Annotated in this window: 23 protein-coding genes and 1 pseudogene; 6 read left to right on the top strand and 18 right to left on the bottom strand. The window is 69.6% G+C overall.

Annotated elements, in window-relative coordinates:
- The first annotated feature begins 278 nt into the window (after nucleotides 1-278).
- Entirely contained in the window at nucleotides 279-1,802 is a 1,524-nt protein-coding gene (locus tag G4D86_RS17135) for a hypothetical protein (protein WP_163994971.1), read from the top strand.
- Nucleotides 1,803-1,932: 130 nt separating this feature from the next.
- Here the strand turns inward: G4D86_RS17135 and G4D86_RS17140 are convergent, their stop codons facing one another.
- On the bottom strand, nucleotides 1,933-3,351 hold the full coding sequence (locus G4D86_RS17140) for an amidase (RefSeq protein ID WP_163994974.1): 1,419 nt from the start codon (nucleotides 3,349-3,351) through the stop codon (nucleotides 1,933-1,935).
- Nucleotides 3,352-3,382: 31 nt separating this feature from the next.
- Nucleotides 3,383-4,396: a hypothetical protein gene (locus G4D86_RS17145; RefSeq protein ID WP_163994976.1), complete on the bottom strand. Its 1,014-nt coding sequence runs from the start codon at nucleotides 4,394-4,396 to the stop codon at nucleotides 3,383-3,385.
- Nucleotides 4,397-4,631: 235 nt separating this feature from the next.
- Here G4D86_RS17145 and G4D86_RS17150 point away from each other — a divergent pair, with 235 nt between their 5' ends.
- A complete protein-coding gene (locus G4D86_RS17150; RefSeq protein ID WP_205519604.1) occupies nucleotides 4,632-5,774 on the top strand; it encodes an alpha/beta hydrolase in 1,143 nt (380 codons plus the stop codon).
- A 45-nt stretch (nucleotides 5,775-5,819) separates the two neighbouring features.
- On the opposite strand, the gene G4D86_RS17155 is transcribed toward G4D86_RS17150, so the two are convergent.
- The 11 genes from G4D86_RS17155 to G4D86_RS17205 are packed head-to-tail and all read right to left on the bottom strand — an operon-like array spanning nucleotide 5,820 to nucleotide 19,364.
- Nucleotides 5,820-6,470 (bottom strand): putative glycoside hydrolase, encoded by a 651-nt coding sequence (locus G4D86_RS17155; RefSeq protein ID WP_163994978.1) that lies wholly within the window; start codon nucleotides 6,468-6,470, stop codon nucleotides 5,820-5,822.
- Entirely contained in the window at nucleotides 6,467-7,021 is a 555-nt protein-coding gene (locus G4D86_RS17160; RefSeq protein ID WP_205519605.1) for a hypothetical protein, read from the bottom strand. The genes G4D86_RS17155 and G4D86_RS17160 overlap by 4 nt, the downstream gene beginning before the upstream one ends.
- Nucleotides 7,022-7,031: 10 nt before the next feature.
- Nucleotides 7,032-10,337 carry a glycoside hydrolase 5 family protein gene (locus G4D86_RS17165; RefSeq protein WP_163994982.1) on the bottom strand — a complete coding sequence of 1,102 codons (3,306 nt, stop codon included), beginning with the start codon at nucleotides 10,335-10,337 and terminating at the stop codon, nucleotides 7,032-7,034.
- Nucleotides 10,334-11,704: a GH1 family beta-glucosidase gene (locus G4D86_RS17170; RefSeq protein WP_163994984.1), complete on the bottom strand. Its 1,371-nt coding sequence runs from the start codon at nucleotides 11,702-11,704 to the stop codon at nucleotides 10,334-10,336. The genes G4D86_RS17165 and G4D86_RS17170 overlap by 4 nt, the downstream gene beginning before the upstream one ends.
- Nucleotides 11,685-12,677, bottom strand: a complete 993-nt coding sequence (locus G4D86_RS17175; RefSeq protein WP_163994986.1) for an ABC transporter ATP-binding protein — start codon at nucleotides 12,675-12,677, stop codon at nucleotides 11,685-11,687. Before G4D86_RS17175 ends, G4D86_RS17170 begins: the two co-directional genes overlap by 20 nt.
- Complete coding sequence (locus tag G4D86_RS17180; protein WP_163994988.1) at nucleotides 12,674-14,434, bottom strand: dipeptide/oligopeptide/nickel ABC transporter permease/ATP-binding protein; 1,761 nt, start codon at nucleotides 14,432-14,434, stop codon at nucleotides 12,674-12,676. Before G4D86_RS17180 ends, G4D86_RS17175 begins: the two co-directional genes overlap by 4 nt.
- On the bottom strand, nucleotides 14,427-15,407 hold the full coding sequence (locus tag G4D86_RS17185) for an ABC transporter permease (protein ID WP_163994990.1): 981 nt from the start codon (nucleotides 15,405-15,407) through the stop codon (nucleotides 14,427-14,429). The genes G4D86_RS17180 and G4D86_RS17185 overlap by 8 nt, the downstream gene beginning before the upstream one ends.
- A gap of 2 nt (nucleotides 15,408-15,409) precedes the next feature.
- Nucleotides 15,410-17,050, bottom strand: coding sequence for an ABC transporter substrate-binding protein (locus G4D86_RS17190; RefSeq protein WP_163994992.1), 1,641 nt, complete (start codon nucleotides 17,048-17,050; stop codon nucleotides 15,410-15,412).
- Nucleotides 17,047-17,904, bottom strand: a complete 858-nt coding sequence (locus G4D86_RS17195) for a glycoside hydrolase family 16 protein (RefSeq protein WP_163994993.1) — start codon at nucleotides 17,902-17,904, stop codon at nucleotides 17,047-17,049. The genes G4D86_RS17190 and G4D86_RS17195 overlap by 4 nt, the downstream gene beginning before the upstream one ends.
- Nucleotides 17,901-19,121: an ROK family transcriptional regulator gene (locus tag G4D86_RS17200; protein WP_240360318.1), complete on the bottom strand. Its 1,221-nt coding sequence runs from the start codon at nucleotides 19,119-19,121 to the stop codon at nucleotides 17,901-17,903. Before G4D86_RS17200 ends, G4D86_RS17195 begins: the two co-directional genes overlap by 4 nt.
- A gap of 51 nt (nucleotides 19,122-19,172) precedes the next feature.
- Nucleotides 19,173-19,364, bottom strand: coding sequence for a hypothetical protein (locus G4D86_RS17205; RefSeq protein ID WP_163994997.1), 192 nt, complete (start codon nucleotides 19,362-19,364; stop codon nucleotides 19,173-19,175).
- A 350-nt stretch (nucleotides 19,365-19,714) separates the two neighbouring features.
- Between G4D86_RS17205 and G4D86_RS17210 the strand changes: the two genes are divergently transcribed.
- Nucleotides 19,715-20,029 carry a hypothetical protein gene (locus G4D86_RS17210; RefSeq protein ID WP_163994999.1) on the top strand — a complete coding sequence of 105 codons (315 nt, stop codon included), beginning with the start codon at nucleotides 19,715-19,717 and terminating at the stop codon, nucleotides 20,027-20,029.
- A gap of 87 nt (nucleotides 20,030-20,116) precedes the next feature.
- Here the strand turns inward: G4D86_RS17210 and G4D86_RS17215 are convergent, their stop codons facing one another.
- From G4D86_RS17215 to sitA6, 3 genes are all read right to left on the bottom strand, one after another.
- Nucleotides 20,117-20,743 carry a hypothetical protein gene (locus G4D86_RS17215; RefSeq protein ID WP_163995001.1) on the bottom strand — a complete coding sequence of 209 codons (627 nt, stop codon included), beginning with the start codon at nucleotides 20,741-20,743 and terminating at the stop codon, nucleotides 20,117-20,119.
- A gap of 188 nt (nucleotides 20,744-20,931) precedes the next feature.
- Nucleotides 20,932-21,654: a SitI6 family double-CXXCG motif immunity protein gene (gene sitI6, locus G4D86_RS17220; protein ID WP_163995002.1), complete on the bottom strand. Its 723-nt coding sequence runs from the start codon at nucleotides 21,652-21,654 to the stop codon at nucleotides 20,932-20,934.
- A 13-nt stretch (nucleotides 21,655-21,667) separates the two neighbouring features.
- Complete coding sequence (gene sitA6 / locus G4D86_RS17225) at nucleotides 21,668-22,339, bottom strand: SitA6 family polymorphic toxin lipoprotein (RefSeq protein WP_163995004.1); 672 nt, start codon at nucleotides 22,337-22,339, stop codon at nucleotides 21,668-21,670.
- Nucleotides 22,340-23,049: 710 nt separating this feature from the next.
- Here sitA6 and G4D86_RS17230 point away from each other — a divergent pair.
- The 3 genes and pseudogenes from G4D86_RS17230 to G4D86_RS17240 form a co-directional block, all read left to right on the top strand.
- Entirely contained in the window at nucleotides 23,050-23,271 is a 222-nt protein-coding gene (locus G4D86_RS17230) for a hypothetical protein (protein WP_163995006.1), read from the top strand.
- Between the two features lie 122 nt (nucleotides 23,272-23,393).
- A complete protein-coding gene (locus G4D86_RS17235) occupies nucleotides 23,394-23,699 on the top strand; it encodes a hypothetical protein (RefSeq protein WP_163995008.1) in 306 nt (101 codons plus the stop codon).
- A gap of 391 nt (nucleotides 23,700-24,090) precedes the next feature.
- Nucleotides 24,091-24,299 (top strand): annotated as a pseudogene (locus G4D86_RS17240) (serine/threonine protein kinase); the annotation flags it as partial.
- A 530-nt stretch (nucleotides 24,300-24,829) separates the two neighbouring features.
- On the opposite strand, the gene G4D86_RS17245 reads toward G4D86_RS17240, so the two are convergent.
- The gene (locus tag G4D86_RS17245) at nucleotides 24,830-25,162 is read right to left on the bottom strand and encodes a DUF4261 domain-containing protein (protein WP_205519606.1); all 333 of its coding nucleotides are present in this window, start codon (nucleotides 25,160-25,162) and stop codon (nucleotides 24,830-24,832) included.
- Complete coding sequence (locus G4D86_RS17250; protein ID WP_163995012.1) at nucleotides 25,141-25,620, bottom strand: hypothetical protein; 480 nt, start codon at nucleotides 25,618-25,620, stop codon at nucleotides 25,141-25,143. Before G4D86_RS17250 ends, G4D86_RS17245 begins: the two co-directional genes overlap by 22 nt.
- Between the last annotated feature and the right edge of the window lie 31 nt (nucleotides 25,621-25,651).

The following is a 25,651-nucleotide window of genomic DNA, read 5'->3' on the forward strand; positions in this document are numbered from 1 at the left end:
GAGGGGAAGGGCCTCCCTTCGCGACCTCGAGGCACGGACGCGGTGCTTTCTCCGGGCGTGACCGCCCGCGGGCCGCCCGGGCTGTCACACGTGATTCCCGGGCAGGTCCGCTATCGTCGCCGGCTCATGGACGAGGGGCTGGAGCACCTGGGACAGCCCTGTCGGCCTGCGCAGCGGGCTGCAGCAGCGGGTGGGGTGGAGGGTGGCTGGTATATCGCTTGCTGTTGCAGTCGAATGGCGGCCCGGGCCATGGGGCCCGCTTTCGTGGAGAGACACGCATGCGCTACAGGGCCCTGGCCTTCACCGTGGTACTGGTTGTCGCGGGCTGCAAGGAAGGCCCCGGAGAGCAGTCTCCGCCCACCGAGCAGCGCACGTCGGACGCGTTGAGCGTGGCGCCTCCCATCCCCCCTGGTTTCGACTACCCGCTGTCGGCCCAGGTGCTGGAGCAGGCGGTGGCCACGCGGAACGAGAAGTTCATCCGCCAGCACGGCTGGAATCTCTTCGCCGGCATCAACTCCCCTGCCAAGGAGGGCCTTTCCCTCTGGCGGAGCTGGCACACGTCGACGGAGGCCTACGCTCCGCCGCCCCAGGCCACCCCGCAGGACGCGAGCCCACACCGTGCACGCTCGCTGATTCAGGCGAACAAGGACAATGTCCCGGTGTTCCTGCCGGGGCCGCAGTACCCGGTGCCGAAGGACGTGTGCACGAAGTACGGCCTCTCCGGGTGCCCGGGCTCGCCCGGCTCGCTCTACCAGCTCGCCGACGGCCTCACCTTCCAGAACAACGGCGACATCATGATTGCCGGCGTCATCTACAACGAGGACGCGTTCACCTGGCTTCGCGGCAACAACGGGACGGGCAATCCGCCGTTCTACAAGGGCTCCGTCCTCACGGGCCTGATGCCGCCGAAGGGCCAGACGAAGGAGGTCTTCCCCTTTCCCATCCACTCCGTCGTGCTCAAGCACATGTACTGGCCGGTGCCCGGTGATGCGTGCGGCGCCCTGCCTGTCTGGGACAACCCCACGCCGCCCACGCCCTCGACGTACATGGGCTATGAGAACAACACGACGGCGTGGACCCGCGCAGTGGCCGTGGCGACCCCGGGCTGCCCGGTGCCTCCCGGCGGAACCACGGAGGTCTCCTTCCTCTATGGGGTGCTGGACGCGAACGGTGCTCCGCTCGCGCCCATCCAGTTCAAGGACGCGAAGGTCGTCCCGCTCACGGACTTCTTCCACCAGACCTTCTCGAAGGAGGCCCTGGACGCGCTGAGTCCGCAGGACCGCGCCATCCTCGACGCGTCCGCGTGGTGGGCCTATGGCCGCGAGTTCCAGGCCGGTGACGCCGTGGTCTCCATCGCCACGCACATCCTCACCAAGGAGATGCCCAAGTGGACCATGCAGACCTTCTGGTGGCACGACGACGCGGACTCGGGGCCGTACGCGAGCGACCGTCCCAGCATTCCGCAGGTGCCGCCGACGTGGCGCAACTACCTGATGGTCAGTGAGTACGGTATTCCGTACCTCGGGGCGCCCTCGCAGCTTCCCGCCCACTTCAATCCGTACATCGAGCTGGTCAGCCACCCGGTGGAGACGAACTGCCGCAACTGCCACCAGCGCGCCGCCTGGCCGCGCGGGGGGCTGGGCATGAGCCCCTCCGCGCAATACCAGCTGAGCGCTGGCGACCCGGGCCTGCTCACGCTCTTGAAGCCGACCGACCCCATCTTCCAGAGCCTGCTGCTGCTGGACTTCCAGTGGGCGCTGAGCGACCGCGCCCTCGCCCCCACGGCGCCTGCCGCGCCGTAGCAGGCGCGCTCATCTCGCCCCGAGCCACGCAGTGGCTCGTTGCCGTTCCCCGAGGCGCTGCGCGCCTTCGCGGTGCGCCACGCCGAGCACACCGTCGCGGCGGGTGGGACGCGGAAACGGGGCAACTTCACTAAAGGGAGGGGCGCTCCGAGAAGAGCGCGGGAATCGAGTAGGGCGCCCACCGGTCCTTCCACGGGCGTGCCTCCTCGAGCTGGTACGCGAGGCCGAGGAGCAGCGCGTCCTCGCCGGGCGCCGCGGCGAAGTGCATGCCGATGGGGAGCCCGCCCTCCGGGAAACACAGAGGCACGGACATTGCGGGGCAGCCCGCGATGTTCTGGATGGGCGTGTACCCGACGGAGCGCGCCGTGCGTCGCAGCAACTCCTCACGCTTCAGCACCGGCGACAGGTGCCCGATGCGCCACGTCTCGGTGGCCAGCGTCGGCGTGAGCACCACATCGCACCCGCGCGCCGCCTCGCCATACGCGTGTATCGCCTTCGCGAAGGCCGCGCGCGACCAGGGCAGCGCATCGGGCCCAAACGCGAGCACGTTCTCCACCAGCTCCCAGGTGAACGGCTCCAGTTCATCGGTCTGCACGGGCACGTCCCGCGTCTTGTCCACCATCTCGACGATGCCCGCGATGGCCGCACCCGCGACGAGGAAGAACGCATCGCGAAGCGCGGGCCCGTCGAAGTCAGGAGGCGCAATCGGCTCGACGTGGTGGCCCAGCTCCGTGAGCAGCGCCACCGCTTCATCGTACGCCCGACGCACAGAGGGCTCCGGCTCCTCGCCCATCATCGTCCGCGTCCACGTGGCGATGCGCAGTTTGCGTCGAATCGGCTCGCGCACGAAGCCGACGGGCGCGGTGGCCGAGCGGTCCTCGGTGAGCGACAGGAACAGCGCGCTGTCCCGCACCGAGCGGCTGATGCAGTGGTCGCTCGTCATCTCCAGGAAGTCCGACGTGCCGAAGGCCGCGGGCACCGTGCGGCCCCGGCTCGGCTTGAACCCGAAGAGGCCGCACGCTGACGCGGGGATGCGGATGGAGCCACCACCATCATTGGCGTGCGCGAGCGGCACGAGCCCCGCCGCGACGGCCGCCGCGCTGCCTCCGGAAGAGCCCGTGGCCGAGAAGGACAAGTCCCACGGGTTGTGCGTCACGCCCTCCAGCAGTGTCTCGGTGCTGCCGAGCAGGCCAAACTCGGACAGCGCGCTCTTCCCGACGCACACGAGCCCCGCCTCTTCGAGCCGCCGGCCATACGGCGTCTGCTGCGGCACGATGTTGTTCGCGAACAGCCGCGAGCCCATCGACCAACGCATCCCCGGCCACGGCGTCGCGTCCTTGACCAGGAACGGCACCCCGGAGAACGGCCCCGGCTTCGCCGCACCGGGCCGTTCGCGAGCAACGGTGACCACGGCACGCAGCAGCGGGTTCAGCGCGTCGATGCGCGCCAGGCACGCCTCGAACAGCTCCTCCGCGGAGACTTCTCCCCGCGCACACAGCTCCGCCTGCGCCATGCCGTCGAGGCGGGCAAGTGACACCAGCTCCGTCATGGGCCATCCATGCCTGAAGCCGGCGCGGGCCTCAAGGCGCTGCCCACTCCACGCGCAGCCGGTGTCCACCCACGAGCAACGCGAGCCCCTGGCCCTCGCACAGCGCGGTCCACAGCGCCTTCGAGGACGCAGGCGAGAGGCTCCAGATGAAGCCATCTTCATGGACCCGCGCCTCCTCTTGCTCCATCCCCGGAAGCACGAGGAGGAAGCACCCGCTGATGCGCTCGCCCCGGCCTCCCGGCGGGGTGATGGCCACCGGCCCCGTCTGTCCCGGCGCCCAGGCGAGACACCCATCCGCGGCGTCATCAATCCCGGTCAGCAGCGCGAAGGGCTGCGTCTCCTCGGAGCGCTGGTCGAACAGTTGTCGGAACTGCGTGTGCTGTCCGGGGGCGATGCGCAGGATGATGTCCTCGTCCTGCTTCATCACGCGCGCGCTCCACACGCGGGAGTGGCTGACCCGGGGCAGTAGGCTCTGCTCCAGCATCGCCGCCACGGGCAGCTCGGGCCGCTGGACGTCCGACCAGGAGGGGCAGGGATAGTGGCTGTACGCCTTGCCGAGCGCCGTCATCATCCGCGCGGGCCCGCAGCGCTGGACCAGCTCCAGCTCGCGGTCCGTGATGAGCAGGAGCGAGAGCGCGCGGGACGGCACGGGCAGGCCGGGAATGGGCGAGGCCCGGGTGTAGAGCACGTGCATCCCCGGGACCAGCCGGTGCTCACCGAAGATGGTGACGTCGCCCACGTCCACCGTGCGGCCTTCTTCCGCCAGTTGCCGGAAGCGGGAGAAGAGCGAGGCCAGCTTCCGGAGGAGGGCGTCTTCCGACACGGTGCTGTTCTCCCGCAGGGTGAAGACCATCTCCAACTGCCCATGCGCCGCGAGCCCCCGCGTCACATACGAGCGGCACGCGATGCGCGCGCCCTGCACCTGGAGCGTGTGGCGCGTCGCCAGCACCACGAGGCCGCCGGGCTCCACCTCGAAGCGGTCCACCCGCCCGGAGGTCCGGGGCGCTCCGAGCAGGTGCTTCCGCAGTGAGGCCCACAGCGACATGGTTGCTCCAGGCCGGTGGGCGGCGGGCCCACCCGGTGGAGCCATTCTTCCACGGAGAGGGCACGGCGCGACGGCTGCTTCACGCTGTGCCCCCACAAGTCGAAGGAAGGGGATGGCGGAGCGGGCTCGCGAGGGCCGTACCACCAAATCAATACGGCGCGCTGCCGCGGGTGCAATGCCCCGCTCCCTTCTTCGTACCCGTACCCACGGGCGTCAAAAGGCGAATCAGGAGGACATGGTGCGCAAGGGATTGTTGCTGCCGCTGGTGGCGCTGCTTCTGGGGAGCCTTTCGGCACAGGCGCAGGAGGCGCAGGAGGCGCCGGGCCCGCATGGCCGGGCCGAGGCCATCAAGATCATCTCGGAGCTCCGCAAGATTGTCGCGCCCGGGGGGATGGAGCGCACCGAGAAGGTCCGCATCGGAGGCATCGACCAATGGGTCTCCATCCGCAGCCGAGACCTGCGCAATCCGGTGCTGCTCGTCATCCATGGCGGCCCCGGCTGGGTGGCGATGCCGACGAGCTGGTATTTCGCGCACGGCTGGGACGAGTTCTTCACCGTCATCCAGTGGGACCAGCGCGGCGCGGGGAAGACGTATGTCGCGAATGATGCGGCCACGGTCACCCCGACGCTCACGGTGGACCGGATGCATGCGGATGCCGAGGAGCTCGCCAGCTGGGCGCGAAAGACGTTCGGCAAGCAGAAGCTCTTCGTCCTCGGCCATAGCTGGGGCAGCCTCCTCGGGCTCACCCTCGCGGAGCGGCACCCCGAATGGCTTCATGCCTATATCGGCGTCGCGCAGGGCATCGACGCGGGGGAGAGCGAGCGGCGCGGCTGGGCCTGGACGATGGAACAGGCGCGCGCGGCGAAGAACGAAGAGGCCATCCGCGACCTCGGCTCCATCGCGCCCTATGCCGTGGGCAAGACGCCAGTGCCGGTGAAGGACATCCTGCTCCAGCGCCGCTGGCTCAACTTCTTCGGAGGCGCCGCGTATCGGCGTCCCGACGCGAGCTTCGAGGGCGCGGCGGTGAACCTGTCACCCGAATACACCGACGAGGACGTGCGCCAGGTCTGGAAGGCGCAGGAGCTCTCGGTCGAGAAGCTCCTCTCCGCGGTCCTGACGGCGGACCTGTCGCACGTGAAGCGGCTGAAGACGCCGCTCATCCTGTTCCTCGGACGCCACGACTACAATGTCTCGTCGACGGTCGCCGCCGAATGGTTCGCGGGCGTGAAGGCGCCGTCGAAGCAGCTCGTCTGGTTCGAGCAGTCGGGGCACGAAATGATGGCGGAGGAGCCGGGCAAGGTGCTGCTCTCGCTCGTCCGCCATGCCCGCCCGATTGCCGAGCGCGCCGGCGATGTCGCTCCCGTCGGCGCCCGGTAGTTCCGCGGGCGCTCGAGGAGCGCCCGCGGCCCCGCGGACCGGAACTCAGTCCGCGGTGAAGTACAGGTTGTCCAGGAGCAGCTTTTCCGCCGGCTGTCCCTGTCCCGAGAAGAGGGCGAAGGGCGAGTTGACGGCATTGGGCTTCAGCCCGGCTGCCACGTAGTCCGCCAGCGGAATGGCCAGGTGGTGCCACTCGCCGTCGTTCTTGTACCCGTACTTCTTCGCGTCCAGCTGGAAGCTCTTGGCGGTGTCGTTCATCGCCACCGTCACGTTGGCGAAGCCGGGGTCCGCCGACTTCAGGCTGACGTGCAGCGTCTTCCACGTGTCCAGGTTGCGCGCCGCGTCCCAGTGCACGCCGAAGCCCAGCCACGCTTTGCCCGCATGCACCACGAGGTCCGCCGCGCGCCCCTCCACGTGGTCCTCGGAGGGCTCAATCGTGACGGTGCTCTCGTACAGGTAGACGTGCGTGGTGGTGTTGTCGATGGCGATGTCCTCGGAGCGGCCGCCCTCGTAGAAGCCCACGCCCAGCCGGCGCTGCCCCTCCTGGAAGGGGAAGGGCCCCGGCAGTGCGCCCGCGTTCGGGTCGGTCCCCGCGTCCGGCCGGGTGGACTGCCCCTGGTTCTCGTAGTCCGAGTCCCCCGGCTCCGGCCGGCACGCGGACATCAGCAGCAACAGCGCGAATACGGACTTCTTCATGGCTTCACCGCCCTGTCCTGGCCATTGGCCGTCTGCACCAGCACCCAGCCTCCCTGCACCGTCCCACCCATCTCGACGATGCCCTTGTACGAGGGCGTCACCAGCTCGTAGGGAATCGTCCCCGTCGCGTCGTACGTCACCGCGTCGGGGAAGTTGTCGAGCACGGACTGATACGCGCGGATGGCCTGCGCCCGAATCCTGGGCAGGTCCTCCTGGCTCGCCTCACCGTTCTGGTAGACGGAGAGCAAGTCGGTGCCCACGTAGAACTGGGCCTCGCCGTACGGTCCGCGCGCGAGCAGCGTGGCCCACGCGTAGAACGCGGCCACGTGGTCTCCGCTGCCCTGAATCTGCCACTTCGTCTCCGCGCCGGGCGAGTTGAGGCGGAAGGGGTTGTTCGGGTCCTCCAGCACGGACTGGTCCGGGTAGATGCCCACGTCCTCGCTGTGGAGCTGGAGCGTGAGCCCGTCCAGTGACTCGCCATACACGTAGGTTGCGCGGTCGTAGCACCCGCAGATGCCCACCGCCGCGGCCAGCAGCAGCCATGTCTTCATACGGCTTCCCTCAGAGCGAAAGGATTGCATACGCCCCCACCTCGTACTCGCGGCCCTTCAGCCCCTCTTCGAGGGCCGCCGCGCTGAGCCCCTCCGAGTACTCATTCAGGTAGCGCACCAGCCCACGCAGGCCGAAGCGCGTCGTCACCGCGCCCAGCACCGGACGCTTGAGGCCGTACGACACGTCGCCTCCAAGCTGGACCGGGTACGTGAGGTTGAAGACGCGGTGGTAGTCATACGGACCCCAGTCGTTGAAGTGCGCCTGCGCGGTGAAGAGCAGCGTGTCCAGCAGCACGGAGCCGTCCAGGCCGAAGCGGTGCACCTGCCGCGCGTCCTCGCCCGGGGACTGGTTGCTGCCCACGAAGGCCGTGCCGTACAGCTTCAGGCGCGGCGACGGGTTGCCCACCAGCCGCAGCGTCGTCTCCCACTCGTCGCGCGCGGGAGGCGCGGCGCCGAAGGCCACCGTGCTGCCGTCCGCCAGAATCGCGATGCCCGCGTCACGTGACGTCGGCTGGCGGCGGTACACCAGGTCCAGGCCCGCGGCGAAGGGCGCGTCCTCGCGCATCTCCCTGTCCCAGGACCAGAACCACGTGCCCGGCGTCGGGTCGAACGTGAGCAGCAGCTCGGCGCCCAGCGTCTCGCGGTTGTCGAGCACGGTGAAGGCATCCGTCAGCACGTTGCGAGGCCGCACGCCCGGGGAGTACTGCCCCGACACCGCGTCGTACGAGTCGCCGATGGTGGGGTTCGGCCCGATGAGGGGCTTCTGGTAGAGCAGGTTGGGGGACACCTGGAAGGTGCTGCCCACCTGCACCGTCATGCCGGCCTGGCCGGCGAAGTGGTTGCCACGGCCGCTCTCGCGCAGGCTCCAGCCCGTGAGCACCGTGGTCTGCTCCGGCCCGGCGTCCGCCACGAGTCCCCGGAAGGAGGACTGGACGAACCAGCGCACCGCGCCCATGTCGTAGGTGAGCCGCGCCTTCGCGCCGAGCGTGTCCAGGAACTGCACCTTGTCCTGGAGCACTTCGTAGCCGGTGCCCAGGTAGCTGGGCCCGTCGGTGCGGCGCGTCCAGGTGAACTCCTCGCCGATGCGCTGGGGCGCGGCGAGGATGCCGCCGACCTCCAGCTCCATGGGGCCGCGCGTCCAGTCGAAGCTCAGCGCCGTGCGGCGCGCCACGCGCTCGCGGATGACGGAGCTGGTCTGCTGCGAAGAGCCCCGGGCGATGTCCTCCTGGTGCATCAGCGTGATGCCCACCTGGCCCACGCTCTTCTGGTACTTGGCGACGATGGACGGGTTGGCGCCCCAGTACAGCTCCGGGCCCACCGCGACCTTGAGGCCTTCCAGGGTCTTCTTGCCGGCGAAGACGACGCCGAAGGGCGCATTGCCGTGGTAGATGTCGATGTTCGGCCCGTAGTTGGCCTCGCGGTAGAGGTTGAAGAAGTCACCCTCCTCGCCCCAGTGGTAGTGGCCGGTGCGGTAGAAGCCCTCGAGCGCGAAGTCCTGCCGGTCCAGCTTGAACTCGGCCTGGTACAGCGCGAAGCGCTCCAGGCCCAGCGACTGGCCCACGGCCCCGCCCGTCGTCGGGGGCGCGGCGCCGGTTACGCCCTGCTCGGTGGAGGGCTGCGTGCCCCGGTTCTCGTAGAAGAGGTTGTTGAGCCGGTTCTGCGCCACGTTGCCCACGACGTTGAACGAGGCACGCCCGTACACGCCGGAGGCCGGCTGGAGCGCCAGGTCGAAGAAGATGGACTCCGTGTGGTCCGCCGCCGTCTGGTTGGCCCGCGTCGTCGCCAGGCTCCCGCGAGACAGCGAGCTGTCCAGCAGCAGGCGCAGGTTGGACACGCGCACCGCGGAGAGTTCCTCCGCGCGTGCCAGCGCCACGGAGGACTCGTAGCCCCGGGACATCTCCGTGGGGTGGATGGCCGCGAAGTGCTCGCGGATGGTGTCCAGGTTGGTGGTGGCGGCGTACGGGTCCAGGCGGAAGGCGGCCTGGAGGACGTAGTACGCGGTGCGCGGCTGCACCCGGGCGATGCCGGCCTCGTCGTCGGGGCCGAGCGCGCAGATGCCGAACCACTCCTCGTTCATGTTGTTCTGGCCGTCCACGAAGTCGGCCGGGTAGCCGCCGTTGGGCCACGAGGCGGTGGTGTCGTGGATGGAGAGGTTGGCCTCCTGGCCATGCTTCCACCAGCCATCCACCCACTGGAACACGAAGCCGCCAAGGGCGTTCTGCGCGCGGCCCTGCCCGTAGCTCTGCGTGTAGATTTCCTCCCACTGCTTGCGCAGGTACTCCGCCTGCGCCAGGTGGTCCTCACGGCCGGCCTTCGCGTCGTACGCGTCCGCGCCGAACTCGGTGAACATCACCGGCTTGTCCAGCTTGCGTGACACCTCGTCGAAGAGGTCCCGTGCGGAGGGACCGCGGTAGACGTTGGAGCCGAAGATGTCCAGGTCCGGGGCCAGCCGCGCGATGAGGTCGATGTACTGGAGGTCGCCGTTGGCGATGGACACCGGGTGGTGCGTGTCGCGCGCCTTGATGGTGCGCGCCGCTTCACCCATCAGCGAGTAGAGGGACTCCGCGCGCGCGGCGTCCTCCTGGCCGGGCAGCGGCTGGATTTCGAACCCCGTCCAGTGCAGGCCGTAGTTGTTCTCGTTGCCCAGCATCCACATCAGCACGCCGGGCGTGTTGCCGTACTTCTCCGCCTTCGCCACCAGGTCCCCGAGCAGCGCCTGGCGGTGCACGGGATTGGAGTAGTCCGTGTTCGGCACCATGACGCCGTTGACGTTGGTGCCGTAGCGGCCCATCAGCGGGTTGAGCACCGTGTAGATGCCGTAGTTCCGGTAGATGTATTCCACCCAGCGCGGGGGGATGTCATCGAACTGGCGGATGGCGTTGACGCCCATGTCCCGCAGCAGCGTCATCTCCCGCGCCAGCACCGCGCGGATGAAGTCGTCCGTCTGGTTCCACAGCGAGTAGCGGTAGTTCTCGCCAATGGGCGTGTAGCCCCAGTTCATGCCGTGGATGGGGAAGTCGCGCCCGTCCACCTGGAGCTTGAAGCCGCGCTCGTCGCGGTGGACGCGCACGGTGGACACCGTTGATGCGGAGACCTGCACCTCGGCGGGCCGCACCGTGGGGGCGGGCTGTGCCACCGGAGCGTCGGCCGGAGGAGCCGCGGTGGGAGGCGCAGGCTCGGTGGCCTTCGGCTCGGCGGGAGCGGGCCCGGCGGCCGTGGGGTTGGTGGAGTTGGGGCCCGTCGTCGCCGGGGCGGCGGGGGCCGGCGTCTGTGACAACGACGCCGCCAGACACGTCACGAGGATGAGAGAATTCATGCCGCCAGCTCCACGTCCAGGCCGTTGCGCGCCACCACGGCGCGGTAGAGGTGTGCGCTGTCCTTGGGGATGCGCTTCTGGGTGGCGTAGTCGACGAAGACGAGTCCGAAGCGCTTCTGATAGCCGTAGGCCCACTCGAAGTTGTCCATGAGGGACCAGGCGAAGTAGCCGGCGAGCGGCACGCCCTGCTGGATGGCCTCCAGCGACGCCTCCAGGTGCGTGCGCAGGTAGTGGACGCGCTTGGTGTCGCGCACGCGGCCGTCGGCGTCGGGGCCCGTGGCGTAGGCGGCCCCGTTCTCCGTGATGTAGATGCGCTGCGGCTTGTAGTCCTGGTGCAGGCGCACCAGCAGGTCCTTCAGGCCGCCCGCGTAGACCTCCCAGTCCATGTCCGTCTTCTCTGCCTCGGCATGGACGGTGCGGGGCGCGTTCTGCGATTCAGGGATGCGGTCGCTGCGGATGATGCCGCGCGAGTAGTAGTTCACGCCGAGGAAGTCGGTGGGCGCGGCCATGGCCTCCAGGTCGCCGGGCTTCACGAAGTCCAGCTTCTCGGAGGGGATGCGCCCGGCGGCCACGTGGTCGGCGATGACGTCCTGCGGGTAGCCCCGGCCGTAGATGGGGTCCAGGTACCAGCGGTTGAAGCTGCCGTCGAAGGCGCGGCACGCGTCCTGGTCCTCGGCGCTGGGCGACGCGGGCTGAGCGGGGACGAGGTTGAGGGTGATGCCCACCTCCGCCTTCTTCACGTTGGCGCGGATGACGGACACTGCCTGCCCGTGCGACAGCAGCACGTGGTGGGCTGCGGCGAGCATCTCGCCCCAGTTCTTGTGGCCGGGCGCGTGCTCGCCGTTGCCGTAGCCCAGGAAGCTGATGCACCAGGGCTCGTTGTGCGTAATCCACTTCGACACGCGGTCGCCGAGCACCTGGCTGACTTCATCCGCGTACTCGACGAAGGCGCTGACGGTGTCACGCGCCGTCCAGCCGCCCTTGTCGTCCAGGGCCTGTGGGAGGTCCCAGTGGTAGAGCGTCACCATGGGCTCGATGCCGGCCGTGAGCAGGCCGTCCACCAGCCGCGAATAGAAGTCCAGGCCGGCCTGGTTCACCTTGCCCCGGCCCGCGGGGAAGATGCGCGGCCAGGCGATGGAGAAGCGGTAGGACTTGATGCCCAGCCAGCGCATCAGCTCCACGTCGTCGCGCCAGCGGTTGTAGTGGTCGCACGCGACGCTGCCGTCCGTCCCGTCGGCAATCTTGCCTGGCGTGGCGGCGAAGCGGTCCCAGATGGACTCGCCACGCCCGTCCGTGTTGGTGGCGCCTTCAATCTGGAAGGCGGAGGTGGCCACGCCCCAGAGAAAGTCATGAGGGAACTGCCGCATCGTCAGGGACTCCTTTCGAGGATTCGAGGTGGCAGCGGACGAGGTGGTCCGCCGCGGGGAGGTGTTCAGCAGGGAGGGTGTCGTGACAGCGCGCGTCCGCGTGGGGACAGCGGGGCGCGAAGGCGCAGCCGCGCGGAGGCGCCGGGCCCGCGCCGGCCTTCACCGGCAGCGGCGTGTGCAGGAAGTCCGCGCCATCCGGCACGGCGGACAGGAGCAGCTGCGTGTACGGGTGCCGGGGGGCGGCGAGGACTTCCGAGGTGCGCCCGGCCTCGACGACGCGGCCCGCGTACAGCACGAGGATGCGGTCCGCGAGGTGGCGCGCGCTCGCCAGATCATGAGTGATGAAGAGGATGCCGATGCCGCGCTCGCGCGTCAGGCCGCGCAGGAGCTGGAGCACGCCCCGGCGCGTGGACACGTCCAGCATGGAGGTGGGCTCGTCCGCGATGATGACGTCCGGCTCCACCGCCAGGGCGCGCGCCACGGCCACGCGCTGGCGCTGGCCGCCGGACAGCTCGTGCGGGAAGCGGCGGGCGAAGGATTCGGCCGGCGTGAGGCCCACGGACTCCAGCAGCGCGTGGACGCGCGACGTCAAGTCCGCCGCGGTGGCCCGCCCGTGGCGCAGCAGGGGGCGCTCCAGGTGGTAGGCCACGGTGTGGACGGGGTTGAGCGAGGCGAACGGGTCCTGGAACACCATCTGCACGCGGCCCCGGTAGGCCAGCGATGCGCGCTTCTCACCGGCGAGCACGTCGGTGCCGCCCAGCCGCAGGCTGCCGCCGTCGGGCGAGTCCAGCCGAGCCAGCAGGCGGGCCAGGGTGCTCTTGCCGCTGCCTGACTCGCCCACGAGCGCGACGATTTCGCCGCGCTCCAGGGTAAGGGACACCTTGTCGAGCAGCGTGCGCCGGGCGCGCGAAAGGAAGCCGCCCACGGGGACGGTGCGCGACAGCGCGGTGGCCTCCAGCAGGGGCGTGCTCATCGGTGACCTCCACGCAGCGCGGTGCGCGCGGGCGCCAGCTCCGTCGCCGCGAGCGCCGCGTCGGGCAGCGCCCCGTCCGAGTCGGCGGCGGTGAGGTGGGGGAAGGACGACAGCAAGAGGCGCGTGTACGGGTGGCGCGCCTCGGTGCGGATGCGCTGCGCGGTGTCCACCTCCACCAGCTTGCCGCCCTGGAGGATGCCCACGCGGTCCGCCAACGCGAGCAGCAGCGGCAAATCGTGGGTGATGAAGAGGACCGCGAAGCCCAGCCGGCTCTTCAATTCCAGCACCCGCTGGAGCAACTCCTTCTGCACCACCACGTCCAGCGCGGTGGTGGGCTCGTCCATCACCACCAGCTTCGGCTGCAGCGCCAGCGCCAGGGCAATGCCCACCCGCTGCCGCATGCCGCCCGACAGCTGGTGCGGCCACGCGTTCACCAGCTTCGGCTCCAGCCCCACCATGGCCAGCAATTCCCGAGCGCGGGCGTACGAAGACGCGCGCGAGCTGGGTCCATGCGCCGCCAGCGTGTCGTGGAACTGCTCGCCCAGGGTGAGCACGGGGTTGAGCGCGCTCATCGCGCTCTGGAACACCATGGACACCTGCGCCCAGCGGAAGGCGCGCAGCGCGTCGGCACCCAGGGCGGTGACATCTGTGTCGCCCAGGAGGATGCGCCCCTGGGAGATGCTCGCGGCGGGAGGCAAGAGGCGCAGCAGCCCGTAGCCGATGGTGGACTTGCCGCTGCCGGACTCACCGGCCAGGCCGAAGACCTCGCCGGGCGCGATGTCGAAGGACACGGAGTCCACCACCCGCGAGCGGCCGCGCTCCGTCGCGTAGTCGACGCACAACTCGCGCACGCTGAGCAGCACGCCGGGCGGGAGCGGCTCGGTCTGCGCCGCCGTCACCGCGGGCGTGAAGGGCGCCACGGCCGGCGGAGCGCGGAGCGCCGGGTTGGTCAGTTCGTCGATGGCGGAGGAGAGCAGCGTCAGCGAGAAGCCGACCAGCGCGATGCACACGCCGGTGGGTACGAAAATCCACCACGAGCGCGTCAGCAGCGCCGCGTCGTTGCCCGCCCAGTAGAGGTTGGTGCCCCACGTCACCGAGCCCACGTCGCCCAGGCCGAGGAACTCCAGGCCCACCTGCGCGCCCACGGCGTACAGCGTGTTTCCAATGAAGGAAGAGCCCACCAGCGACGCCATGTTGGGCAGCAACTCCCGCGCGACGATGCGCGAGCGGCTCTCGCCCACCACCACTGCGGCGGCCACGAAGTCGCGATTGCGCAGCGCCAGGGCCTCGGCGCGGAAGACGCGCGCGTTCCACGCCCAGCCCGCCACCGTCAGCACCGCCACCATGCGCATCGGCCCGGACGGCAGGTACGCGCCCAGCACGATGGCCAGCGGCAGCCCGGGGATGACGAGGAACACGTTGGTGGTGAGCGACAGTGCGTCGTCCACGCGACGGCCGAGGTAGCCGGCCGTCACGCCCACCAGCGCGCCCACCAGCGTGACGAGCGCGCCCACCGCGAAGCCCACCGCGAGCGTCTCTCTCGCGCCCACCACCGTCTGCGCGAGCACGTCCTGCCCCTGGCCCGTGGTGCCGAACAGGTGCGCGCGCGAGGGCGGCTGGTGCGGCCGGCCCACCAGGTCGGTCGGGTCCATGACGAGCCAGGGCCCGACGAGGGCGAGCACCAGGAAGAAGAGCAGGATGCTCCCACCCACCGCGGCCTTCCGGTGGCGGAGCAGGCTTCGGATGGAGTCACGCATGGGCGCGGGTCCTCGGGTCCAACCAGAGGCAGAGCAGGTCCACGGCGAAGTTGGCGGCCAGCACCGCCAGGGTGATGACCAGGAAGAGCCCCTGCATCAGCGGGTAGTCCTGGTTGCGCACCGCGAGGATGAGCAGGTACCCGGTGCCCGGATACGAGAAGACGATTTCCGTCAGCAGCGAGCCGCTCAGCACGAAGCCCAGTGCCATGCCGAAGCCGGTGACGTTGGGCAGCAGCGCGTTGCGCGCGGCGTAGCGCAGCATCACCTGCCGGGGCGGCAGTCCCTTGGCGTGCGCCAGCCGCAGGGTGTCCGTGCCCAGCGTGGCCACCATGGTGTTGCGCATGCTCAGCATCCACCCGCCCAGCGTGGCCACCACGATGGAGGCCGCCGGCAGCACCGCGTGCCGCGCCACGTCCGCCGCGAAGGCGAACGACAGCCCCGGCTCCATGTCATGTGAGTACGCGTGGCGCAGCGGGAACCACCCCAGCCCGAAGCCGAAGAGGTACAGCGCCAGCATGGCCAGCCAGAAGTAGGGGAACGCGCCCAGGAAGGCGAGCACGGGCGTCACCACCGAGTCCAGCCACCCACCCCGGTTCCACGCAGCCAGCACCCCGAGGAACGAGCCCAGCACGAAGCTGAAGATGACCGCGCACCCGGCCAGCCCCAGCGTCCACACCAGCCCGGTGCCGATGACCTCGGACACGCGCGACGGGTAGTACGCGTAGGACAGGCCCAGGTCGCCGGCGAACAGGTGGCGCAGGTAGGTGAAGTACTGCACGGGCATCGGCGCGTCGGTGAAGCCGAAGGCGGCGCGCAGCGCGTCCATGGCCTCGGGCTGGATGCGGCCCTCGAAGCGCGCGAACATGGCCGTCGCCGGGTCGCCGGGCGCGAGCCGGGGGATGACGAAGTTGAGCGTGAGCGAGGCCCACGCCGCGAGCAGGTAGAAGCCGAGCCGCCGGAGGGCGTAGCGCATCGTCAGTGCTCCCTCGGGGCGAGCGACGTCAGCACCAGCAGGCTGTCGGGCTCGGCATGGGGGGACAGGCGCGCGTAGGGGCGCTCCTGACTGGGCCACCCGGTGAAGCGGCGCGAGTTGGACTCGCCCCAGGACGGGTTGGGGAAGAGGGGAATGGCGGGCGCCGTCTCCGAGAAGCGCCGCTGCACCGCGGCCATCAGCGCCTTCTGCTCGTCCACGGACGTCTCTGTCTCGAAGCGCGTGAGCAGCGCGTCCGCCTCCGCGTCGCCGAAGCGGTGCCAGTTGGCCGCGGCCACCTCGCCCACCGGGCGCACCGTGCGCGGCGACAAGAGCCACTTGTAGAAGATGTACGGCGTGGGCCCGTCCAGCGACCACGAGATGGCCAACTGGAACTCGCCCTTCTGCAGGCGCGCGTACCAGGCGCCGAACTCGTACGTCTTGAGATGTGCCTGGACACCGAGCTTGCGCAAATCCCTCGCCAGCACCTGCCCGGCGCGGACCCAGTCGGACCAGCCGCCCACCACCTCGATTTCGAGCTCCAGCGGCTTCCCGTCCGCCAGCCGCCGCACGCCGTCCGGCCCCTTCTTCAGGCCCGCCTCGTCCAGCAGCGCGTTGGCCGCCGCCTCGTCGTGGCGCACCCACGCGCCCTTCGCCGCTTCCGCGTCGCGCCAGCCGGTGTACGAGTCATTGAGGGCCGTGGCGTCCGCCGGGCGCGTGTAGCCATACATGGCGATGTCCACCAGCCGCTCGCGGTCCAACGCCATGCTCAGCGCCTTGCGCACGCGCACGTCGTCCAGCGGGGGCCGGGTGGTGTTGGGGTAGAGGAAGACGGTGCTGCCGAAGAGGGGGAACCAGCGCCCGTGGTGCTGCGGGTCCTTCGACACGAAGGTGCGGTCCACGGCGGGCACGAAGTTGCCGGCCCAGTCCACCTCGCCCTCCACCAGCGCCAGGTTGGCCTGGTCATTGGTGGGGAAGGCGAGGAAGCGCAGCGCATCCACCGCGGGCCGGCCGGGCTGCCAGTAGTGCGGGTTGCGGCCCAGCTCGTACACCTGGTTGCGGAAGACGCGCACCTGGGTGAAGGGCCCCGTGGCCACCGGGTCCGGGTTGGTGAAGGTCACCGGGTCCGCCACGTGCTCCCAGATGTGGCGCGGCACCAGCGGCTGGTGCGCCAGCTCCGTGAAGCCGGGGATGTAGACGCGCGAGAAGTGGAAGGCCACCGTCTGCGGCCCCTCCGCGCTCACCTCGGAGAGGAAACGCCACGCGCCGCCCGCGTCCAGGGCGGGATGCTGCTTGAGGAGCTGGAAGGTGTAGGCCACGTCCTCCGCGGAGAAGGGGCGGCCGTCGGACCACTGGACGCCCTCGCGCAGCGTGAAGCGCAGCGTCTTGCGGTCCTCGGACCAGGCGTGCGCGGTGGCGAGCCACGGGTGCCACTGCCCGGTGGAGGGGGTGAACACCTCCATGCACTCGTAGATGCCGGCCCGCGTGGGCCAGCGCGCGCCCGCCCCGGTGAACAGCGGGTTGAAGTTTCGCACCCATGCGCTCTGCATCTCCACGGAGACGAACAGCACGCCCGGAGCGCGCGGGCGCGGCTCCGACGAGCAGGCCATCAGCAACACGGGGAGCAGCCAGAGCGCACGCCTCATGTGCCCCTCGAGTAGACGCGGACGTAGTCCACCTTCATCTGCTGGGGGAACACGGTGGTGCGGTCCGGGGGCCCCACGAAGTTCCCGCCCACCGCCACGTTGAGGATGATGAAGTGCGGATGGTCGAAGACCCACTTCTTGCCGGCGGGCAGCTTCGCGGGCGTCGCCTCGAAGAACGTCACCCCGTCGAGCTGCCAGCGGATGCGGTCCGGGTCCCACTCCACCGCGTAGATGTGGAAGTCCTCGTAGAGCTTCCCGCCGCTGACGACGTGCTCGGCGCCGAGGTTGTTTCCGCCCGAGTAGCCCGGGCCGTGGAGCGAGCCGCGGATGATGGCCGGCAGCTGGCCCCGGTACTCCATGATGTCGAGCTCACCGCAGTCCGGCCAGCCCACCTGGCCGACGTCGGCGCCCAGCAGCCAGAAGGCCGGCCAGATGCCGCGCCCCACCGGGAGCTGGATGCGCGCCTCGAAGCGGCCATAGGCACGCGAGAAACGCCCGCTCGAGTTGATGCGCGCGGACGTGTAGTCCTTGCCCTCGTACCGCTCCTTGCGCGCGGTGAAGACCAGGTTGCCCGCGCCGTCGAGCGAGACGTTCTCCGGTCGCGCCGTGTCGAACTCGAGCTGCTCATTGCCCCAGCCTCCTCCTCCCACGTCGTGCACCCAGCGGTCGGCGGAGGGCGGGGTTCCCGCCGGTCCATCGAACTCGTCCTGCCACACCAGCTTCCATTCCGAGCCCGGCTGCTGGGTGGTGTCGGGCGGCGCCTCGGGCTTGTCAGTGCGAGGGCTCGCCGGGTCACACGCGAGGACTCCCAGGCTCAGTGCCGCGAGCCAGGGGAGGAGACGGAGAGAGGTCATGCCGTTTTTCCTACGTGTTGAATTGGAAAGAGAGAGCGGTTGCGAAGCGCTGCCTGGAGCACAAGCGTGGCCGCGCCGACGGCGATGGCGCGGTCTCCCAGCGCGGAGGTGACGATGCGCGTCTCCGCCATGGAGGTGGACAGCGCCCGCTTGCGCACCGACGCGCGAAGCGGGTCCAGCAGCAGGTCTCCCACCGAGGAGATTTCCCCGCCCAGCACGACGATGGCGGGGTTGAGCAGGTTGAGCAGACCCGCCACCGCGATGCCCAGGTAGTGCCCCAGGCTGTCGATGACCTGCCGCGCGGCGGGCTCGCCCGAGCGGGCGCCCTCCACCAATTCCTTCACGGTGGGCGAGCGGCGGCTCTTGGTGCCCATCAGCTCCCGCGCGCGCTCCAGCAGCGGGCCGGTGCCGATGAGGGTGACGAGGCACCCGCGCAGACCGCAGACACACTGCGGGCCGGACGGGTCCACGGCGATGTGGCCAATCTCACCGGCGGTGCCGCCCGAGCCACGGTAGACGTCCCCGTGGATGATGAAGCCCGAGCCGATACCGGTGGCCAGCTTGATGTACGTCAGGTCCTCGCCGCCGATGCCCGCGCCCCAGTAGCACTCCGACAGCGCGCCCAGGTTCGCGTCGTTGTCCACGAACACCGGCATGCCGAACGCGGACTTGAGCCAGTCCTGCACGTCGTAGTCCTTCCACGCGGGGACGATGAGCGGCGACAGCCGGCCCGGAGCGGACGGGTGGACGGGGCTCGGGACGGCCACGCCCATGCCCACCACCGAGCGGCGCGGCACGCGCTCCGCCTCCAGGCACTCGTGCACCAGCTCCTTCACCTTCTGGAGCGTGCCCTTCGGGTCGTCGCGCACCGCCTGGGCGGCATGCCGCTGCACGCGCACGCGCCCGCGCAAATCCGTGAGGATGACCGTCACGTGGGTGGCGCCCAGCTCCACGCCGAGGATGCTGTACGCGTCGTCGCAGAAGCCGATGAGGGTGGGGCGGCGGCCGCCACGGGACACTCCGGCGCCAATGCTGCGCACCAGCCCGGAGTGCTCCAGGTCCGCGACGATGGCCGACACGGTCGACGGGCTCAGCTCCGTCCGCCGGGCAATCTCCGCCCGGGAGATCTGCCGCTCCCGCCAGATCATGTTGAGCAGCAGGCTGCTGTTCTGCGCGCGCATGCCCGCCGCGTCGACCGTCGTCTCCACCGTTCCCATCCTCATCGTGCCCCTACGCTCCGTTCGGCCGCGGGGAAGGTGCCGTGGGTGTCAGCGCCACTGGATGTCGTCCATCCAGTCGAAGCCACCCACCACCTTCCGGTCTCGGACGCGGCTGCCGCCGATTGTGTACTGCTTCGGCGCCATCGTGAGCGCGACGTCATTCAATTCGGGCGCCTGGCCGTCCGCGGTGGCGAGCCTTCCCGCCGCCCGCCTCCACGCGAAACGCTGGTGCCGCTGCATGGTCCCCTCCGCTGCTGGGTGACTTTGTACGTACGACGAAGAAATACAGTGAAGCCAAGAACCGTGGTCTGCGTTGCGCGCCGCGTTGCCCTCGCTGCGCTGCGTCAGGGGAGTGCTCCCCCCGTCACGCGCCTGCTCGGGCCGACTGCGCCTCCGGGTTCCCGCCCCCATCCCGCCGCGAACGCATCCGAGTTCGTTCGAATGGTGAAGAAAGTAGCAGCGTCTTCGACTTGATTGCAAGCGGGGCGCTCCCGGCCACCTGACGCAGGGGGTGGGAGGGGTGGGCCTGGGCCGGGCGCGGCCCGGGCGGTAGGCTCCAGCGGCAGGATGGGGCTCGGAGGCGCACCGCCATGGCGCAGGACCTGAACTCGCTGCTCAAGTCGCTGCAGGAGCTGACGCGGGCGGCGCAGGAGGGCCGGCTGTCGCGCGCGGAGCTGGAGGTGGAGGTGCGCAAGGTGACGCTGGCCTTGCAGCAGGTGCTCACGCAGCTGGGCGGTCAGCTCCAGGCCAACGCCTCGCCGGGGACGGCGTCGCTGGTGGAGGTGTTCCGCTCGCAGCTGGCGACGGTGCTCCAGCAGAACGGCGTGGAGATGGAGCAGACCGACGAGATGAAGAAGCTCAGCGAGGAGCTGGAGCGCCTCAAGCGGGGCTACATCCGGAGCTGACGCGAGGCCAGGCACGGCCCCGAAACGCACGACGGCCCGCCAACCCCATGGGGGTGACGGGCCGCCTCACTTCAGCGACGTGGATGCTCAGGCCGCGGCGGCGGGAGCAGCGCCACCGGTGGCACCGCCCACGGGCGCGGCGCCCTGGCTGCCCATGGACTGCAGGAGCTGGCCGATCATCTGCACCATCTGCTGAAGCGTCTTGAGCAGCTTCTTGATGGGGTCCTTCTCGTCCTCGTCCTCGGCGATGCCGCCCGCGCCCTCGGCGCCACCGGCCTGCTGCGCACCCTCGGCGCCGCCGGGCTGCTGGGCGCCACCGGCCTGCTGGGCGCCGCCGGGCTGCTGGGCGCCACCGGCCTGCTGCGCGCCCTCGGGGCCGCCGGCCTGCTCCGCCTCGCCGCCCTCTCCGGCCTTCTCGCCGGCCAGCGTCTTGAGCACGCTCACCAGCTGCTGGAGGGTGTCGAGGATCTTCTGGAGGGCCTCCTGCGGGTTGGCCTTCTCGGACGCGCCGGCCTGCTCCGCCTTGCCCTTGCCGGACACACCCTCGAACGCGCTCTCGCCCAGCAGCGAGCGGAGGATGGGGTTCTGGCTGAGCGCCTTCAGCGCCGTCTGCGCCGTCTCCATGCCCGGAATCTTGCCGGCCTCGGGCGTGGAGCCGATGGAACGGAAGGAAGCCAGCGAAGGACCCGCGGACAGCTTGGAGATGCCGCTCATGGTTATGCTCCGGGCGAAGAGAGGGGGTGGTTGGGTAGGGGCTTAAATCCAACCCCTGCAACCATTGTCGTACATGAGGGTTTTTGGTTGCTTATTGCCTACATTTTCCCCACTCTTCTCCCGGAAGCCCTTTGGCCGCAGGGGTTTAGGCCGCTTGCCCTGCCCCCTGAAAACCGGCCCGGCGCCGTCTAGCGCGTTGGCAGTTCGTGGAATGTGATGCCGTCCAGCTTCAGGCGGCGCACTGCCTCCATGAACTGCTCGGTGCTCACAATCACCGTGGCGTAATTGCCCACTCGGAACAGGTCCAGCTCCGGGGGCAGGGATGCCGCATCCAGGATGGGTTCATCCGGCAGCCGGAAATAGACCCATCCACAGGTTGCGCACGGTGGCGGCACCTCCGGCGGAATGCAGTCCGGGTGCAGTCGGCCATGCGGTTCAATCTGGAGCTCCAGCAGTTCCGGCGGGTCCTTCTGCCGGAATCGCAGCTCCGTCCGGCAGCCCAACAGCCCCCTCACAGCTTCCGCCTGGAGGCGCTCCAGCGCATCCCTGCGTAGGAGCAACAGAGACGACCCCTGCCATGCAGCCGGGCCGAACTCCCCGGAGGCAGGGCCCACCAGAGGACCGAAGCGGGTGCCGGGAGGCAACGCGGCATCTAGCGGCGCCAGGGGGCGCGCCAGCTCCCGCAGGCGCGCGAACTCGGGAAACGGCTCGGGTCGGGCCTTCTCGAACTCGCGGCGCTCGGGCAGCTGTGACAGGTCCACTGCGGGGTACTGGTGCCCTGAACTCGCCCATGTGGCGCCGCACGTGTGGCACTGCGCGCCGGGCAGGCGCCACTTGTGGGTGGCGTCGAAGCTCCCGTTGAAGCGGACCCTTTCCGCCTTGTCCTCGCGCAGCCAAAAGAACCGGGTCATCTGTCTGAGGCCCTCACGCTCCGGGGCAGGAATGGTAGGGCTGAATGGGGCCGCCAATAAGCTCGAAACGATGAATGAGCTCCCCAGCGAACTTGTAGATCTCTGCTGGAGGGGCATTCTCGTTTCTCACCTTGAACTCGCGCCATGCGTCGTTCCATGCGCCTCCGCGCCCGGTGCCGTCGTGAATCCGTCTGTGGACGTGAAGCGGAATGGGCATCGTGTAGTTATGGATTTTCACGCCCTGCTGCTCGAACCACTCCGCCAGGTCCCGAGACTGGGGAAAGATGTGATGCTTTTCCCAACGGCCGGGCGTGAGCTGGCGTGACGGCGGGATGATGCGGTCCGGGGCGCCGTTCCAATTGGGAAAGACCATGACGGCGCCCTTCGGCAGGTCTTGCCCTGCACCCCAATTTCGCTGGGGGCCCATGCCCGGCGCCGCGGCAGCCGCGGGCGGGCGCGAAGGAGGGAAGCGCGCCAGCTCGATTCCACCGGGCAGGTCCCCACACCGGTAGAAGCCGCAGGCGTCCCCCAGACACAGGAGCGAGACGCACTGGTCATCCCCTGGTGCGTGGCACTCCAGCTCGGCCTCGTCCCATGCCTGTTGCATGGGTGGATTGGCGACGGTGGAGCAGCCCTGCCAGGAGACGGCAAACAACGAAAGCCAGAAAGCATGAAGGGCTCGCATAGCCAGCGAGCCCTATCATTCCAGTCTGTCCTGACGAGAGGTGCGGCAAAACCCTGTCGTGGCGCCTGCCCAGCACGCCACGACGAATCAAGGACTTAGCTCGGATTAGTCACACCGGGCCCGAAGATAGGGCTGGTGTCGCAACGTAGCTTGCCGGTGGCCTCGCGTAGGTTCTGGTTTCGGCAACGGGCAAAGCGCAGCCCTCTCCCGCCGGAGTCGGGCCCGCGTGAGCTTGTCAAAGAGCGGCGGACGTTAGGAAGGAGCGGAGACGGTGCGCAGCTGTTCCGCGATGCGCGCGAAGAGGTCTTTCACCGGGGCGGCGGCGCTCAGGGGCAGGACGACGCGGCGGAAGCTCACCGCCATCGTCCCCTTGCCCTGGCATCTGCACGAGGCCGGCCCTAAGGGGAGTGGCTGCACTGAAGGGCAGAGGCCCCCCGACACCTCGGTTTCAGCGGCACCGGCTGGGCCAGAGAGGCCGCCCGACGGGCAAGGAGTGCGCGCGCAGGCAGGCGGCGGGGGGCCGCGCACCCCTCAAGGGCCACGGCCCGCCAGCGTCCGAGAGGGGCGCACAGAGGGGCTACCGGACGCCGAGGTGAAAGTGGCCACCAATTCCGCCTTCTGTGAAGCGGGCCCTGCAGAGGGAGGAAATCTTTCGGGCGGATTTGCGACAATCCGAAAGGACGCCATCACCTACGCCCAGGAGGCCCCCGATGAGCATCAACAACGCGGCGGATCGCGCCGTCCTGGCCGGGCTGAGTGCCAGCCAGCGTCTGAGTTCGCTGGAGGAGAAGGCCCTCAGTGGCCTGTCCGGTCCGGACCGTGACCGCGCCGAGGTCCAGCTGATGCTCCAGAAGCAGCAGGAGACGGTGGCCTACGTCACCAAGATTTTGAAGGACTCCGGCGCCATGGACGTCATCGGCAACACCAAGTAGCGGCGCTCGGGTTCGCGCGGGGCGACTACACCGTGTGGGTAGACGCCCTCGGCTGATTTTCCTGCATCATTTTCCTCCTCGTCGGCTCATCCCATTGAACGCCTACCGAAAGGGTCAATGGGATGAACATCAAGACAGGTTCGTCGCTCGTGGTTTCCATCCTCGCCATCGCGGCGCTGTGGGCCGCGCCAGTGGAAGCCGAGGCCGTGGTGGAGACGCAGGCTCAGGAGGAGACCTGCTTCGAGGCCTGGAGCTCCTGCGCAGCGGCAGCGAACGCGGAGTCCGATGAATGGGTTCGGGCAAACTATCGGGACTATTGCACATCCTATTTCGGCTACTGCGCCGGATTAACCGGCTGCGGCGATGGCTTCTGCGACACCTATCAGAACTGGGAGAGCCATCAGTCCTGCCCGGATGACTGCCCGTAGTCCACCCGGGTCGGAGTCGCGGCCTGGTACGCGAGCCGCAACATCGCCTTCGGCGCGCCGTGAAGCCTCGGAGTGGAGCGGTGCACGTACCACTCCGAGCCCACCTTGACGCGGTCCGGCTCCCCCGAGCGGGGGCAGGGCAGCTCCCCTGGCGGAGGTGGTGCCCCGCGTGAGGACCGCGCCGGGGCGGACCTCCAGCTCGCGGAAGCGCCTGCCCTCGCAGCAGGAGCCGTTGCGCGAGCCTGGGTCCACCGCGCGTACGCCCTCGCCTCGCACTTCCCGAGGCCGGACGCACTCGTCCCCCGGGCTTGCCACGGCGCGCGCCATGCCACGGGACTCGCCAGGTGCAGCGACCGGGATTGCCCGTATATGGGATAAGGTGGGCTCCGGCATGGCATTGCAATCCGGAGATAGGTTCGGCCGATACGAACTGGTGTCGTGGCTTGGGCGGGGGGAATGGCGGAGACTTGGCGCGCCCGGCTGGTGGGCGATGCAGGCGTCACCAAGCCCGTGCTCATCAAGAAGGTGCTGCCGGAGTTCTCCGGCGACGAGGCCTTCATCGCCATGTTCATCAGCGAGGCGCGCATCTCCGCCACGCTGAGGCCCCTGCTGGCGCTGCGGAGGAGCGGAGCAAGCAGCGCGCTGCGCGGTTGGACTGGGCGACGCTGCTGAAGCGCAGTTTCGACTTCGAGGTCTTCACCTGTCCTGGCTGCGGCGGGCGCCGGAGGGTAGTGGCGGTGCTGAAAGGCCCCGGCGTCCAGGAGGTGTTGAGGCACCTGGGGTTGCCCCCCGTCCCCTTGCCCCTGGCAATTGCACGAGGCCCGCGCCAAGGGGAGTGGCTGCACGGAAGGGCAGAGGCCCCCAGACACCTCGGTTTCCGCGGCACCGGCAGGGCCAGAGAGGCCGCCCGACAGGCAAGGAGTGCGCGCGCAGGCAGGCGGCGGGGGGCAGCGCACGCCCTTGAGGGCCACGGCGCGCCAGCGTCCAAGGGGGCGCACGCCCCCTGTGTCAGGCGTGACGTCGCCTTCGGGCGTCGTCTACTGGGGCAACAACGGCCTGCCGGCGGGCAGCCTGTCCACGGAAGCGGAGGACTCTCACTTTGATGCTGGCATGGAGAGCTGTACGGCATCTCAGTTGTGCAGGAACTGGCGGGCGCGCGCCCAGAGCCCGGGCTTTCGCATGTCCACCTGGACCACCTGCGCGGAGGCGTCGGTGGGGGACGGCACGTAGCGCACCTGCAAGCGCTCCTCGGCGGTGCGACCCACCGTGTCGCCATCCGGCAGCGCCTTCCCGCGCTTGAGGACGTAGCCCTGCATGTCGAAAAGGAACTTGATGGCCTCGCTGCCCTGGGCCTTGTCGGCGAGCACGAGCATGTTCGGCAGTTCGAACTGCTCCATTCCCACGCTCAGGATGCTGAGGCCCTTGCCGTCGCGCACGATGCTCAGGCCAATGAGCGCGGGCAAAGGGGGGGGGCCAGGTCGCGCACGGCATCCATGAAGAACGCGGCGGGATGCGCCACGTGGCCCATGCCCCAGTACACCCCGACGGCTCCGGTGGCGTGCGCCACGGCCGCCGTCACCTGGGCGAGCACCAGCGCCTCGGCGGCCGGTGCGCGCCGGGCCTCGTCCCTGAACGTCACGATGACGTGCGCAGCGTGCGGCGCGAGCCCGGGCATCGACGCGAAGGACGCGAGGCTCAGGGCCGCTGCCGCCTCGACCTCGCCCGTCGCGATGGGGGCCGGGACGGGCGCGAGGATGACGTCTCCCGAGCCGTCCTGCAGGCGCAGGCTCGTGATGCCGTCCTCCCGCGTCTCCTCCGGGACGAGCCGCGTGGCTTCGGAAGACAGCTCGAGGTGGCTGCGAGAGATGGCCTCGCCATCCATGGGCACTGCCATGGAGAGAAGGACGAAGGAGACGCGCATGAGGCGACTCTAATCCCGGACGGGCTCGGCT

It is taken from the genome of Pyxidicoccus caerfyrddinensis (genome assembly GCF_010894405.1).
GTDB lineage: Bacteria > Myxococcota > Myxococcia > Myxococcales > Myxococcaceae > Myxococcus > Myxococcus caerfyrddinensis.